A 13,801-nucleotide genomic window follows, 5' to 3' on the forward strand; every position below is an offset into this window, starting at 1 on the left:
CCCTCAATATATGCACGTCATAAGGCCGTCCCCAGCCGGCCGTGATGCCTCTTGACCGCCGGACAGGACGGTGCTCTGATGAAAGTGTGCCCCGCGAACCGGGGGCATCCGAGTCCCATCACACGGAGGTTTCCGCCATGAATACCACCGGACCTATTCCCGGCCATTCCGGCCACCCTGGCCGGGACACCGTTGAATCGGACCCCGCCTACGACTTCGCCGAAGACGTCCCGGTTGACGAGGACTGGGACGCCCAGGACGAATTCCTTGACGCCGAGGAAGCGGTAATACCGCCGGCAGAGTTCATCGACGCCGAAGAACGGGTTGTGCCTGTTGATTCGGACGAATTCCGCGAGCCGGAAGACTAGCCAGGGCTGACAGCAGCAGGGAATTCAGAACGGCAGGCCCCGCACGGCAGGAGCGAAGCTGAAGTGTTTCTCCACGCCCGCACGGTGGCCGGCTGCGGCCACCGTCAGGGTCAGGATCTGCGCTTCGGGGCACCAGCGTGCCGGCCGGACCGCCTGGGCCAGGGCGCGGGCAATGAGGCGTGGCTCATGGAACCAATGCCGTTCCAACAGGTCATTGACCACAAATGTCACAGTGCCCAGGGTGATGTCCACGCCAGGGATGACCCTGACGTGGTGTAGCTGGGTGGACGGCGCGGCAACGTGGGCCGGTGGCGCGGCAAGCGGTGCGGTGGTGGGGTGTGCGGCAGCAGGATGGGCCATTGCGGGCTCCTTGTGGGAGTGCTCTTGCCCGGGCGGTTGTCTCTGGTCCGCTGCGGGCCGCTTCCTCATCCGAACCACCCGCGAACATGGGGTTGGTGCGTGGCAAGTCGGAGCTTGGCGCCACATCTCTTGAAGCTGGTCTTACTGTACAACAGCGCGGCGGCGGTGCCTCCGGAGAGGAGGCGCCGCCGTCGGGCGTAACGCTCCGGAACTACCGGGAAACTGCCACGACCGGCTCTTCTTCGGAGGCCTGGCCAGCGACGCGGCGGCGCCAGTTGTTCAAGACGCCGCGGCAGCAACGCCCGTGCCGCGCTTCCACACCAGGCCGCCGAGAATGGCAACCAGCAGCCCGCCCACCAGGATGTCGTAGGCGATGGTCAGCGCGGCCACCACGTCCTTGGTGATGATTGCAATGACAATCGCGACGACGCCGAGACCAAGGGCCCACATGCGGTTCGCCCTGACGTCGTGCTCCGGGTTGGCGGTGTCCTGTGTGTTGATGTCGCGGCCGAACCAGCTGGCAACGAACGGAAGGACGTCGGCGCGGGCAACGGTGGCGGCAGCGATCAGCGCACCGGAAGCAGTGGACATCATGGCGGCAACGGCCGCGGCGAGCACCAGTCCGCCGATGCCGATCGGCAGGATGCTCTGCGCCACTTCCGCGTACACGACGTCCTTGCCGTGCGCGGCGACGTCAATCTCAGGAAGGGCCACCCTGGCAGCCAGGCCGATCAGGGCACCCGCAACACCGTAGAGGATGCAGTACACACCGGCTGTGGCGCCGCCCCAGCGGGCAACCGTGGGAGTCTTGGCCGTGAACACACGCTGCCAGATATCCTGGCCGATCAGCAGGCCAGAGCATCAGGGTGTAGGCCAGCATCACAATGCCGGAGGTCTGCGTGGCGCGGCTGCCATAGCGGAGCGTCAGCATCTGGGACACCGTGTAGATCCTCAGCTTCTGGATGGTGGCTGCGAAGAGCAGGCTCAGCAGGAGGACGCCCGCGCCAATTGCCACCACCAGCCACATGCCGGAGATTCCGAACTTGTAGCCCAGGCCCACGCTTCCCACTGTGGATGCGCCGCCCAGCACCACAGCCGCCATGGTGCCGGTGCCGGTGTAGAGAAACGGGCCAAGCCTGCGGCCGGCCACCAGGAAGTCACTGTTGTTCTTGGTGCGCGACTTGCCCCACCAGCCAAAGGCCAGCATGGCAATCAGCTACACCACCACGATGGCTATATTGACGAATTTGGCGTCCATTTTTGGGGCTCCTTGGAGCTGATCGGCAGCGTTCGCGATGTCCGGACGATGCAACGTCGTTGCTCCGGATTCAGCTGCTCATTAATGGTCAGTGCAACGGGGTTGCGCGTAGATTGTCTAATAGACAACATTTGTTGCATCGGTCTGTAGACTGTGATCCGGGTAACAGTCAAGACGCATTGTGCCCAGGGCCCGCATTCGGGCGTCATGCCGGGAGTATGCCGTTAGTATGGCTCCAAAGATGGGGCCGGTCAGCCGGCTGTGAAAGGTTCCTAAATGAAGGCACTACCAGTTGAACCGAGCAATGTTCCGGTTGCCATCGGTTCCAGAATCCGTGCCGCCCGGCAATCCCAGCGGCTCACCATTGAGCAGGTGGCGGATGCAACAGGTCTCACCAAAGGTTTTCTGAGCAGAGTTGAGCGGGACCTGACATCGCCGTCTGTTGCCTCGCTGGTCACGCTGTGCCAGGTGTTGTCCATTTCCATCGGCGATCTCTTCGCAGCGCCGGAGACACATCTGACTAAACGTGACGATGGCCCCCGTATTTCGCTCGGTGGCGAAGGCATCGTGGAGCGGTTGCTGACGGCGCGCTCCGAACGCCGGATCCAGATGATCCAGGCCGTGATTGAGCCCCGCGGCCGCGGCGAATCGGAACTCTACGCCGTGGATTGCGATGTGGATGTACTGCACGTGGTTAAGGGCAGTATCAGGTTGATCCTCACCAACGAGGAATACGAGCTCAATGCCGGGGACACCGTGACCTTTCCCGGCCGTGAACCGCATACCTGGGTCAACCCCACGGACGAATCCGTTGAGGTGCTGTGGATACTCATCCCGGCGGCGAGCCGCTAGCCAATTTGTAAACAACTGATGCACATTAGGCAACTCTGAGTGTATGATGACAATCACACCCGTCCATCAAACCTCGAAGGAGAGGCCTTCTCTTGGAAGAGCTGCGCATCGAGGCCAACGGTAACCTTGGCCCCATCGATTCATCCCGCATCCCGCGTTATGCCGGGGCTGCCACCTACGCCCGCCTGCCGCGGCTGGACCAAGTCGCAAAGGCCGACATCACCGTCGTTGGCGTGCCTTTCGACTCCGGTGTTTCCTACCGGCCCGGCGCCCGCTTCGGAGCCAACCACGTGCGTGAGGCGAGCCGCCTGCTCCGCCCGTATAACCCGGCCTGGGACGTCAGCCCCTTCGAAAACGTCCAGGTGGCCGACGCCGGCGACATGGCCGTCAACCCGTTCAACATCAACGAGGCCATCGAAACCATCCAGCAGAACGCGCTGGACCTGACCGCCGGCGGCAGCAGCCTCCTGACCATCGGCGGGGACCACACCATCGCACTGCCGCTCCTCCGCGCGGCCGCCGAGCGCGCAGGCGGCCCCATCGCGATGCTGCACTTCGACGCCCACCTGGATACCTGGGACACCTATTTCGGTGCCGAATACACCCACGGGACTCCGTTCCGCCGGGCCGTCGAAGAAGGCATTCTGGATACCGAAGCCATCAGCCACATCGGCACACGCGGCCCGCTGTACGGCAAGAAGGACCTCGACGACGACCACCGCTTCGGGTTCGGCATCGTCACCTCCGCGGACGTCTACTACCAGGGCGTCCTGGAAACCGTGGCGAAGGTCCGCAACCGGATCGGCAAGCGTCCCCTTTACATCTCCGTGGACATCGACGTCCTGGATCCCGCGCACGCCCCCGGCACCGGCACCCCGGAGGCCGGCGGCATCACCAGCCGCGAACTGCTCGAAATCATCCGCGGGTTCCGCGGCATGAACCTGGTCGGAGCCGACGTCGTCGAGGTCGCCCCCGCTTACGACCACGCCGAGATCACCGGCGTAGCCGCCAGCCATGTGGCCTACGAACTTGTCACGCTGATGGCCGACAACGCCGTCGAGGGTGACAGGTTCGGTGCCGCCACCGGTTACGCCGCCCAGGCCCTGGGCCAGGAATCCCGCCGCCCGGTAGGCTTCGCCGCGCCGGCGGCCCCCGCAGCAGAACGCATCCAGATTGCCGAACCCGCGGAGGCCGCCAAATGATCGATTTCGATCCCGGCACGGCTGCTGCCCCCGCAAAGGCAAACGCCGGGACCAACATCCGTAACGGCGGGGACCTCGTCGTCGAGACCCTTGAAGCGCTCGGCGCGAAGACGGTCTTCGGCATTCCCGGGCAGCACGCCCTGGGCCTCTTTGACGCCATGGGCCGCGGCAAGCTGCACTTCGTCTCCTCCCGGGTGGAGAACAACTCGGCGTTCGCAGCTGATGGCTATTCGCGCGCCACCGGGGAGGTGGGCGTGCTGTTCCTGTCCACCGGGCCCGGCGCACTGACGTCACTGGCGGGGCTGCAGGAAGCCTACGCCACGGGCGTTCCCATGGTGGTCATTGCCAGCCAGATCCCACTCGAAGGCCTGGGTGCCCGCCGCAAGGGAATGCTGCACCAGCTCGATGACCAGAAGGCTTCGGCCGCCAATGTCACCAAGAGCCAGCGCCTCATCCAGCACGCCTCGGGCATTCCCTCGGGCATCCAGGACGCCTGGACGGAAGCCATCTCCTCGCCGCAGGGCCCCGTCTGGCTTGAGATTCCGCAGAATGTCCTGCTGGATCCCATCATGGTCCCGCCGGTCGAGGATGCGCTGGCCGAAGCGGCAGACAATCCGCCACGGGTCGAGCTGGTCCGCGAAGCGGTGAAATGGCTTTCGACGGCGGAACGTCCCGCCATCATCGCTGGCGGGGGTACACGCCGTGGCCGGGCCGGGAAGTCCTTGCTCTCCATTGCGGAAAAGCTCCGGGCTCCGGTCATCTGCACCCCCGGCGGCAACGGCGCGTTCCCCTGGAACCATGACCTCTCGCTCCAGTCCTGGATCGAGGACCGCTATATGACGGACCTGCTAGAGGATGCGGACGTTCTCATTGTGGTCGGCTCTTCACTGGGTGAGGTCACGTCCAACTACTTCACCTTCGAACCGCGCGGCCGTATCATCCAGATCGACGCCGAACCCCGGGTCCTCGAGTCCAACCGGCCGGGGCTGGGCATCCGTGCGGATGCAGGCCAGGCGCTGGCAGCTCTCGATGAAGCGCTGACTGAGCCCCACGGCGAGCGGGCCGACTGGCACGGCACCTCGCCCGAGAACCTGGTCAAGGAGTCACTAGCCAAGGTCAGGGCCAGACTTGAATCCCAGGATCTGGGCAAGGAACTGAGGTTCATGGCCGATATCCGCGAGGCGGTGCCGGCGGACATGCAGACCTTTTGGGACATGACCATCTCTGCGTACTGGGGCTGGAGCTGCTGGGACGCCCGCGAGGGACAGTTCCACTCCGCCCAGGGCGCCGGCGGGCTGGGTTACGGATTCCCCGCGGCGATCGGCGGTGCAGTGGGCCTGGCAACAACAGGCCAATCCGGGGCCAACGCCCGGGTGCTCGCTGTGTCAGGCGACGGCTCCTCCATGTATTCAATCTCCGAGCTGGCCACGGCCAAGCAGCACAACGTTCCTGTCACGTGGCTGATTGTGGACGACGGCGGTTACGGCATCCTGCGCGAATACATGGTGGGAGCCTTCGGCAAGGCAACAGCTACGGAGCTGGCGCGGCCCGACTTCGTCAAGCTGGCAGAATCGTTCGGTGTGCCGGCCACCCGGGTGGCCCCGGAGGATGTGGGGGAAGCACTCAAGGCGGGCTTCGCAGCGGACGGCCCGAACGTCGTCGTCGTCGAAACGCTGCTGAAGATGTTCGGCCCCACACATCTGGACAGCTGAACGGGTCCATCACCACACCGCACCACATAGCGCGAACGAACACTTGAGGCCCCATTTCCGGCGGATTTGGGGCCTCAAGTGTTCGTTCGCGCTCGGTGTTTAACAGCACCCCAGACCGTTAGTTTCCCAAAGCAACCATTATTGGTATATAGTTGCCTAAGGCAAACAAGGCAGGAGAGTGTCCATCATGGCAGTTGCGCCAAGCACGGCAGCCGAACTCGTTTACCAGATTTTTGATCTGCAGCGCGCGGTCCGGTGCGTCGCCGTCGCGAACCTCCGCGGGCGGGACACCGGGGTGGCGCTGCAGGGCGTCCTCCGTTTTGTTGGCGACGGCGAGTCACGGGCCACGAGTCTCGCGGAGCGGCTGGGCGTCAGCGCCCCTGTTCTCAGCCGGCACATTGCCGAACTGGAGGAGCAGGGGTATGTGACCCGAAGGCCGGATCCCGTGGACGGGCGTGCCCAGCTGGTGGCACTGTCCGGCGCAGGGAAAGCGAAGCTCCACAGCATCGAAGAGGAGCGCACCGCCACACTGCAAGGGTATTTGCAGGACTGGAGCCAGGCAGATGCCGAGGAAACAGCAAAAACACTGAGGAAACTTGCTGAGTCGCTCCGTGACTCGGCCCGGGCAAAGACGGCCGCACACACACCCACCACCCACCCCGTTTAGGAGCAGATACATGGCAAGTCACGCTGCCGCCCCCGTACTATCGGCGGCCGAGCCGCCGGCCCCAACGCCGCAGGCGCCGCCCATCGAAATGACCCACCGGCAGATCATGGAGGCCCTTACCGGACTCCTGGCTGCCTTCTTTACCGCGATCCTCAGCAGCACCATCGTGGCCAACGCGCTGCCCACGATCATGTCCGAACTCAAGGGCACCCAGACCGACTTTGCCTGGGTGATCACCGCAGCGCTGCTCGCCAACGCCGCCACCACCCCCATCTGGGGCAAACTTGCGGACCTCTTCGACAAGAAGGTCCTGGTCCAGCTGAGCATCGTCATTTTCGTGGCCGGTTCAGTGATGGCAGGGCTGTCCGAGACCATCCCGCTGCTGCTCGGGGCGCGCGTCATCCAGGGCGTTGCCATGGGCGGGCTGACCGCGCTGGCACAGGCAATCATCGGCTCCATGATCCCTCCCCGGGACCGCGGCAAGTACTCCGGCTATATGGGTGCCGTCATGGCCGTAGGTACCGCAGGCGGTCCGCTATTGGGCGGGTTTATCGTTGACAGTCCGCTCGGCTGGCGCTGGACGTTCTTCGTCTGCGTACCGCTCGCCGTCGTCGCTCTCATCCTGCTGCAGATCACCCTGAAAATTCCGCACATCAAGCGCCCGGCCAGGATCGACTGGCTCGGCTCCATCCTGCTGACCTCCGGCGTGAGCCTGCTCCTGATCTGGGTGTCCTTCGCCGGTAACCCCGACTACTACGACTGGTGGTCCTGGCAGTCAGCCGCGATGGTGGGCGGCGGCATTGTTCTCCTGGCCCTGCTGGTGCTGGTTGAGTCCAAGGTGGCGCAGCCCATCATCCCGCTCAAAATCATCTCCGAGCGCACCACCGCCCTTGCCATCCTGGCTTCTGTGGCAGTTGGTGTGGCCATGTTCGGTTCCTCCACGTTCCTGGGCCAGTATTTCCAGGTCGCCCGGGGCGCATCACCCACCGAGGCCGGACTCCTGACGCTTCCCATGATTGCCGGCAACCTGGTGGGTTCGGTGGCATCCGGACTCCTGATCAGCCGCACCGGAAAATGGAAGAGATACCTCATTGGCGGTTCCGTTCTGCTGATTGGCGGACTCGGACTTGCGGGCACTATGGACCACACCACGGAACTGTGGCAGGCCGGAATCTTCACTGCGGTGCTGGGCCTGGGGCTCGGAATGCTGATGCAGAACCTCGTTCTTGCCGTGCAGAATACGGTCCACGCCGGCGATATCGGCACCGCGAGCGCCTCTGTGGCATTCTTCCGGTCTGTCGGCGGGGCAATCGGGGTTTCGGTCCTCGGCGCAATCCTTGGCAACCGGGTGAAGGAACTTGCCCGGCAAGGCTTCGCAGCAGCAAACATACCGGTGGCTGGCGGTTCGTCCGGGGCCAGCATGGATCTGACGCATATGCCGGCGCCAGTCCGCGAAATCATGCGCGCCGCCTACGGTGACGCCACGGCGGAGATCTTCCTGATCGCCGGAGTCATCAGCGTGGTGGCCCTCATTGCCGTTCTCTTCATCAAAGAGAAGCCGTTGCGCCGCACCGTGGACATCCAGCCGGCAGACGGCTCAGCTGCAGCGGGAGGCAGCAGCGCTGAGGACAGCGGGAGCCCAGCCGCCAGCGTGACGGCCAGCAGCGGCGTCGGCAGGGCAGAGGACGACTTGAACAATCGCCCGACGGCCGAAACCGCCGCTGCCGCCGACGTCGACGATCTGGACCGTGAGTTCGTTGAGGTGCTGAACCGGCAACGCGCCAGTGAACGGCGCAACCCGGGGAATGCGACCGGGCCAGACGCCCACACTTCGGGGGACCAGCCGCCTGCCAGGGCCCGGACCATGCTTGCGGAGCTCCGGTCCCGGCCGGAAGACATCCTGCCCATGATCCAGCACACGCAGCAGTTGTTGGCAGAACAACAGGTCCAACTGGCCAGGGCGCTCAGTGCCGTCCACCAGCAGGCCGAGGCCCAGCGTGCCGCAGCAGCAGAGCAGGCCCGGCTGGCGGCCGAGCTGAAAGCAGTGAGCAAGGAGCTTGCCAAGGAACGGAAGCTGCAGCGGATCGCCGCCCAGTACATCGCCTCGCAGGGCAAGCACAGCAGCGGCTAGCCCCAGTGCGGAAGTACTCACTTTGGATGATATTTTCCGTTGTTGTTTCGCTGGGGCAACAGATTTCGTAGAGTGGGAAGGCTAAGACTGTCAGCCCCGGCTGCTACTACTTATCCAACACACTTCTCGCTCTCTTCCTAAGGATCCGTGGGCATGCTTGTCACACTCATACGGCGGTATTCCCGGCCGTATATGCCGTACATTCTGGCCGTCATCATTTTGCAACTTGCATCCACCATTGCCGCGCTTTACCTGCCCAGCCTCAACGCCCAGATCATCGACGAAGGCGTGTCCAAAGGGGATACGGACTTCATCTGGCGGACCGGTGGGGTCATGCTCCTCGTGGCATTCGTCCAGGTGGGCGCGGCTATCGCCGGCGTCTGGTTCGGCTCCAAGACGGCCATGGCAGTGGGCCGGGACCTGCGGCGCGGTGTTTTCCGCAAGGTGACGAGTTTTTCCGCGAAGGACGTCAGCACTTTTGGCGCGCCGACGCTCATCACGCGGGGCACCAATGATGTCCAGCAGGTGCAGATGCTCGTGCTGATGGGGCTGAACTTCATGGTTTCGACGCCTATCATGTGCGTCGGCGGCATCATCATGGCGCTGCGGGAAGACCTCAGCCTGTCTTGGCTGGTGTGGGTTTCGGTTCCCGTCCTGATTGCCGTGGTGGGCTATCTGGTTGTCCGCCTGATGCCGCTGTTCCGTTCAATGCAGAAGAAGATCGACCGCATCAATGAGGTCCTGCGGGAACAGATTATCGGCATCCGTGTGGTGCGCGCCTTTGTCCGCGAACCGTATGAGACCGGGCGTTTCGGTGAAGCCAACAAGGACCTCACAGACGTCTCACTGAAAATCGGTGCACTTTTTGTCCTGATGTTCCCGGCCATCGGCATGATCCTTCATCTTTCCACAGCCGCCGTGCTGTGGTTCGGCGGGCAGCGCGTGGACTCCGGAGACATGCAGGTGGGGTCCCTGACGGCCTTCCTGCAATACCTGCTGCAGATCCTGATGGCTGTCATGATGGGCACGTTCATGGCCATGATGATCCCTCGCGCGTCGGTCTGCGCCGACCGCATCGGTGAGGTGCTCGACGTCGAACCTTCCATCCATGACCCGCAGCAGCCGGTGACTCCGGCCACGCTGGCCGGTGTGGTGGAATACCGGAACGTCACTTTCGCTTATCCCGGTGCGGAGTCCCCGGTGCTGAGTAACATCAGTTTCACGGCCCGGCCGGGTGAAACGGTGGCTATCATCGGATCCACGGGCGCTGGCAAGACCTCGCTCCTCTCACTGCTGCCGCGACTCTACGACGTCGCCGAGGGCGAGGTTCTGCTGGACGGGGTTCCGGTCAGCCAGCTGGACCGTGCGGAAATCACCAAGCGTGTGGCCCTGGTTCCCCAGAGGCCTTACCTTTTCTCCGGCACCATCGAGCACAATCTCCGCTTCGGCAAAACCGAGGCGACGGATGAGGAACTCTGGGAGGCGCTCAACGTGGCGCAGGGCGAGGATTTTGTCAGGGAAAAGAAGAACGGCCTTGCAGCCCGGATTTCCCAAGGCGGTACCAACGTTTCCGGCGGCCAGCGGCAGCGGCTGTGTATTGCCCGGGCTCTGGTGACCAAACCAAAGGTCTACCTGTTCGATGACTCATTCTCCGCCCTGGACGTTGCCACGGACGCGCGGCTTCGCGGGGCGTTGAAGGGGACCACCTCGGATGCCACGGTGATCATTGTGGCCCAACGTATTTCCACGATCACCCAGGCCGACCAGATCCTGGTCCTGGACAACGGCCGGATTGTGGACCGGGGAACACACGAGGAACTGCTGGAAACCTCGCCCACCTACCAGGAAATTGTTGAATCCCAGGTGAGCGTGGAGGAAATGGCATGAGCGCAGACAAAAAAGCCTCAAACGCAAAAAATGCGTCTACCGCGGACGAAACCGCAGGCGATCCCTCAGCTCTCCTGCAGGACGATGACTTCTTCGAAGAGGAATTCAAGCCCTCCGAGGCAGACGGGGACATGTTCGGCGGAAGGCCCGCCAAGAAGGCCGAGCACTTCTGGCCGTCCGCCAAACGCCTGATGGGGCTGCTGAAGCCAGAGGCACTGGGCATCTACGTTGTGGTGGGCCTCGTGATTGTCTCGGTGGTCCTCAACGTCATGGCGCCCAAGGTGCTGGGCCAGGCAATGGACGTGATCTTCGGCGGCGTGGTGGGCAAACAGCTTCCTGCCGGTGTCTCCAAAGACCAGTTCGTTGACGGACTCCGGCAGCAGGGCCAGGACAACTTCGCGGACATGGTCATGAAAATGGAGCTGGTGCCGGGCACCGGCATCGACTTCCAGAAGCTGACCGTGCTCATTTCCCTGGTCCTGGTGATGTACTTCGTCGCCAACATCTTCCTCTGGCTGCAGGGGTATGTGCTGAACCGGATCGTGATGAAAGTGATCCGGAACCTCCGTGATGACACGGAGAAGAAGCTGAACCGGCTCCCGCTGAACTACTTCGACACCCGCCAGCGCGGGGATGTCCTCTCCCGTGTCACGAACGACGTCGACAACGTCCAGCAGGCGCTCCAGCAGGCCTTCGCCCAGCTCATCAGCTCAGTCCTGACCGTGATCGGCATCGCGATCATGATGTTCATCGTGTCCTGGCAGTTGGCCCTGATCGCACTGATTGCCCTGCCCCTGTCCGGCGTGGCAGCCGGCCTGATCGGCTCGCGCAGCCAGAAACTGTTCGCCGCCCAGTGGAAAAACACGGGCGAGCTCAACGGGCAGATCGAAGAGTCCTTCTCCGGCCATGATCTGGTCCGCGTCTTCGGCCGCGATGCTGACATGATCGAGCGTTTCGATGAGCGCAATGAGGCCCTGTACAAGGCCAGCTTCGGTGCGCAGTTTGTGTCCGGCATGATCTTCCCGGTCATGCAGTTCGTCTCGTACCTGAGCTACGTGGGCATTGCCGTGGTGGGCGGGCTGCGCGTTGCCTCCGGTTCCATGTCGCTGGGCGATGCCACCGCGTTCATCCAGTACTCACGCGAGTTCAGCCAGCCGCTGGGTCAGATGGCCGGCATGGCCAACATGCTGCAGTCCGGAGTGGCCTCATCCGAGCGTGTGTTTGAGTTCCTGGATGCCGACGAACAGGACGCAGAGACGGCAACAGAACATCTGCCGGCCAAGACCGACGGCCATGTGGAGTTCCGGGAAGTCAGCTTCAGCTATACCCAGGACAAGCCGTTGATCGAGAACCTGTCCTTCACCGCGGAGCCGGGGCACACCGTAGCCATTGTGGGGCCCACCGGCGCCGGTAAAACCACCCTGGTGAACCTGGTAATGCGTTTCTACGAGCTCAACTCCGGGTCCATCACCCTGGACGGTGTGGACGTGACACATCTGAGCCGCTCCGAGCTCCGGTCCAAGGTGGGCATGGTTCTCCAGGACGCATGGTTGTTCGGCGGATCCATCTACGACAACATCAGGTACGGCAAGCTGGACGCCACTGAGGACCAGGTCATGGCGGCAGCCAAGGCCACGTTTGTGGACCGCTTTGTACGCGCGCTTCCGGACGGCTATGACACCGTCATTGATGAGGAAGGCAACAACGTCAGCGCCGGCGAAAAGCAGCTCATAACCATAGCACGTGCGTTTGTGGCCAACCCCTCGCTGCTGATCCTGGACGAGGCCACCAGCTCAGTGGACACCCGTACGGAAGTGCTGGTCCAAAAGGCCATGGCGGCGCTCCGGACGGACCGCACCAGCTTTGTCATCGCACACCGCCTCTCCACCATCCGCGATGCCGACACCATCCTGGTGATGGAAAACGGCAGGATCGTGGAGCAGGGTAACCACAAGGCGCTGCTGGCTGCAGAGGGTGCGTACTACCGGCTGTACATGTCGCAGTTTGCGGGCCCCGACGTTGAAGAGTCCGTGGTGGATGACTCGACGGCGGTACACAGCTGACCACGCGTGGTGCTTTAAGCAGCGGGGAACCCCAACGCATCGACGTGCTTGTGCCGATGCGTTGGGGCGACATGGACGCGTACGGGCACATCAACAACGTGCAGATTGTCCGGATCCTCGAAGAAGCGCGCATCGCGGCGTTCGGGCCGCCACGCGGTGCCGGGCTGCCTGGTGTGCAGCCACAGGTATCCCTCTTCAACGATGTTCCTGACGGGACCATGGCGCTCGTGGTGGAACATAAGATCCGTTACATGAAGACGCTTGAGTACCGCAACGTGCCCGCCATGGTCCAGCTGTGGATCGGTGCGGTCAAGGGCGCCAGCTTCGACATCCATTACCTTGTGCAGGATCCCGTAACCCGCGAGGATTGCGTCAAGGCCACCAGCCACCTCGCGTTTGTGGATGAAGCCACGGGCAGGGTGCAGCGGCTGACAACGGAACAGAAGGAACGCCTCGCGCCGTTTGTGGTGTAGTTCTGACTCCTGTTCTGACACCGGGACGGCCACCGCTTGAACAACCATTGCCAGCCAGGAGAGACCCATGAAACTTGAAATTGCAGTGGTCGGCGCTGACGGAGCGGGCATTGCCGCCGCAGAAGGCGCCGACCGGATCGAGTTGTGCAGCAGCCTGGAGCTGGGTGGCATCACTCCCACTCAGGGCCTGATGGAGGCCGCGGTGGAACGCGTGGATGGCCGGCTGGAAATCCACCCGCTCATCAGATGCCGCCCCGGAGACTTTGTGTATTCGGCGGCCGAGCTGGACACCATGGCTCGCGAATCCCGGCACTTGCTGGCGCAGGGTGCCAGCGGCGTGGTGATGGGTGCGCTTGGAGTCGACGGCGGTGTGGACTTTCTGGCCACGCGGTTCCTTGCGGAGGCGGCCAGGAACGCGAACCCGGAGGCCCAGCTGACCTTCCACCGGGCCATCGACCAGAGCCCGGACGCGCTTGCGGCCGTCGACATGCTGATCGAGCTGGGATTTAGCCGGGTGCTGAGTTCCGGGCATGCAGCGACGGCCGGTGCCGGCCTGGGGACACTGGAGCGGATGGTTCAGCTGGCTGCCGGCAGGCTCCAGATCATGGCCGGCGGCGGCCTGACGCTGCGGGACATTCCAGCCATGAAACGCTCCGGCCTGGATGCTGTTCACCTGTCCGCGAAAAAGACAGTTTCCACCCTGAAGACGGGTGCGATTTCCCTGGGCGTCGCGGACGGTGCGGATCCCACCGCGTACCAGGTCACAGACGCCGAGGCAGTGCGGGCAGCACGGGTGGCGTGCGGCTGAGGTCCGTCCCGAACAAAGGC

The 13,801-nt window shown here is 63.5% G+C and carries 11 protein-coding genes, 1 pseudogene and 1 riboswitch; of the genes and pseudogenes, 10 read left to right on the plus strand and 2 right to left on the minus strand.

The window, feature by feature from the left end:
* The first annotated feature begins 137 nt into the window (after positions 1–137).
* Complete coding sequence (locus ACQCST_RS06095) at positions 138–368, plus strand: hypothetical protein (protein WP_426998409.1); 231 nt, start codon at positions 138–140, stop codon at positions 366–368.
* Between the two features lie 24 nt (positions 369–392).
* Here ACQCST_RS06095 and ACQCST_RS06100 read toward each other — a convergent pair whose 3' ends face one another.
* Together ACQCST_RS06100 and ACQCST_RS06105 are read right to left on the minus strand one after the other, a co-directional pair.
* Positions 393–728 (minus strand): hypothetical protein, encoded by a 336-nt coding sequence (locus tag ACQCST_RS06100; protein ID WP_426998410.1) that lies wholly within the window; start codon positions 726–728, stop codon positions 393–395.
* Between the two features lie 15 nt (positions 729–743).
* Positions 744–863, minus strand: a riboswitch (SAM riboswitch).
* Positions 864–1,010: 147 nt separating this feature from the next.
* Positions 1,011–1,935: pseudogene (locus ACQCST_RS06105) on the minus strand (sodium:solute symporter family transporter); the annotation flags it as partial.
* Between the two features lie 327 nt (positions 1,936–2,262).
* Here ACQCST_RS06105 and ACQCST_RS06110 point away from each other — a divergent pair.
* The 9 genes from ACQCST_RS06110 (at position 2,263) to ACQCST_RS06150 (ending at position 13,781) form a co-directional block, all read left to right on the plus strand.
* Positions 2,263–2,838, plus strand: coding sequence for a helix-turn-helix domain-containing protein (locus ACQCST_RS06110; protein ID WP_426998411.1), 576 nt, complete (start codon positions 2,263–2,265; stop codon positions 2,836–2,838).
* Between the two features lie 92 nt (positions 2,839–2,930).
* Positions 2,931–4,040, plus strand: a complete 1,110-nt coding sequence (speB, locus tag ACQCST_RS06115) for an agmatinase (protein WP_426998412.1) — start codon at positions 2,931–2,933, stop codon at positions 4,038–4,040.
* Positions 4,037–5,752 carry a thiamine pyrophosphate-binding protein gene (locus ACQCST_RS06120; protein WP_426998413.1) on the plus strand — a complete coding sequence of 572 codons (1,716 nt, stop codon included), beginning with the start codon at positions 4,037–4,039 and terminating at the stop codon, positions 5,750–5,752. Before speB ends, ACQCST_RS06120 begins: the two co-directional genes overlap by 4 nt.
* 187 nt (positions 5,753–5,939) lie before the next feature.
* Positions 5,940–6,419 (plus strand): MarR family winged helix-turn-helix transcriptional regulator, encoded by a 480-nt coding sequence (locus ACQCST_RS06125; RefSeq protein WP_426998414.1) that lies wholly within the window; start codon positions 5,940–5,942, stop codon positions 6,417–6,419.
* Positions 6,420–6,507: 88 nt separating this feature from the next.
* On the plus strand, positions 6,508–8,550 hold the full coding sequence (locus tag ACQCST_RS06130) for an MDR family MFS transporter (RefSeq protein WP_426999090.1): 2,043 nt from the start codon (positions 6,508–6,510) through the stop codon (positions 8,548–8,550).
* 153 nt (positions 8,551–8,703) lie between these two features.
* Positions 8,704–10,437 (plus strand): ABC transporter ATP-binding protein, encoded by a 1,734-nt coding sequence (locus ACQCST_RS06135; RefSeq protein WP_426998415.1) that lies wholly within the window; start codon positions 8,704–8,706, stop codon positions 10,435–10,437.
* Entirely contained in the window at positions 10,434–12,500 is a 2,067-nt protein-coding gene (locus tag ACQCST_RS06140; protein WP_426998416.1) for an ABC transporter ATP-binding protein, read from the plus strand. The genes ACQCST_RS06135 and ACQCST_RS06140 overlap by 4 nt, the downstream gene beginning before the upstream one ends.
* Positions 12,501–12,556: 56 nt before the next feature.
* Entirely contained in the window at positions 12,557–12,973 is a 417-nt protein-coding gene (locus ACQCST_RS06145) for an acyl-CoA thioesterase (RefSeq protein ID WP_426999091.1), read from the plus strand.
* A 67-nt stretch (positions 12,974–13,040) separates the two neighbouring features.
* Positions 13,041–13,781 carry a copper homeostasis protein CutC gene (locus ACQCST_RS06150; RefSeq protein WP_426998417.1) on the plus strand — a complete coding sequence of 247 codons (741 nt, stop codon included), beginning with the start codon at positions 13,041–13,043 and terminating at the stop codon, positions 13,779–13,781.
* Positions 13,782–13,801 lie beyond the last annotated feature (20 nt).

The sequence above is a fragment of the Pseudarthrobacter sp. N5 genome (assembly GCF_050157035.1).
Taxonomy (GTDB): Bacteria; Actinomycetota; Actinomycetes; order Actinomycetales; family Micrococcaceae; genus Arthrobacter.

Excerpts from the sequence above, each read along its gene's own strand:
- ACQCST_RS06095 (WP_426998409.1), top strand. The coding sequence starts at position 138 with ATGAATACCACCGGACCTATTCCCGGCCATTCCGGCCACCCTGGCCGG.
- ACQCST_RS06100 (WP_426998410.1), bottom strand. The coding sequence starts at position 728 with ATGGCCCATCCTGCTGCCGCACACCCCACCACCGCACCGCTTGCCGCG.
- ACQCST_RS06110 (WP_426998411.1), top strand. The coding sequence starts at position 2,263 with ATGAAGGCACTACCAGTTGAACCGAGCAATGTTCCGGTTGCCATCGGT.
- ACQCST_RS06120 (WP_426998413.1), top strand. The coding sequence starts at position 4,037 with ATGATCGATTTCGATCCCGGCACGGCTGCTGCCCCCGCAAAGGCAAAC.
- ACQCST_RS06125 (WP_426998414.1), top strand. The coding sequence starts at position 5,940 with ATGGCAGTTGCGCCAAGCACGGCAGCCGAACTCGTTTACCAGATTTTT.
- ACQCST_RS06130 (WP_426999090.1), top strand. The coding sequence starts at position 6,508 with ATGACCCACCGGCAGATCATGGAGGCCCTTACCGGACTCCTGGCTGCC.
- ACQCST_RS06135 (WP_426998415.1), top strand. The coding sequence starts at position 8,704 with ATGCTTGTCACACTCATACGGCGGTATTCCCGGCCGTATATGCCGTAC.
- ACQCST_RS06140 (WP_426998416.1), top strand. The coding sequence starts at position 10,434 with ATGAGCGCAGACAAAAAAGCCTCAAACGCAAAAAATGCGTCTACCGCG.
- ACQCST_RS06145 (WP_426999091.1), top strand. The coding sequence starts at position 12,557 with ATGCGTTGGGGCGACATGGACGCGTACGGGCACATCAACAACGTGCAG.
- ACQCST_RS06150 (WP_426998417.1), top strand. The coding sequence starts at position 13,041 with ATGAAACTTGAAATTGCAGTGGTCGGCGCTGACGGAGCGGGCATTGCC.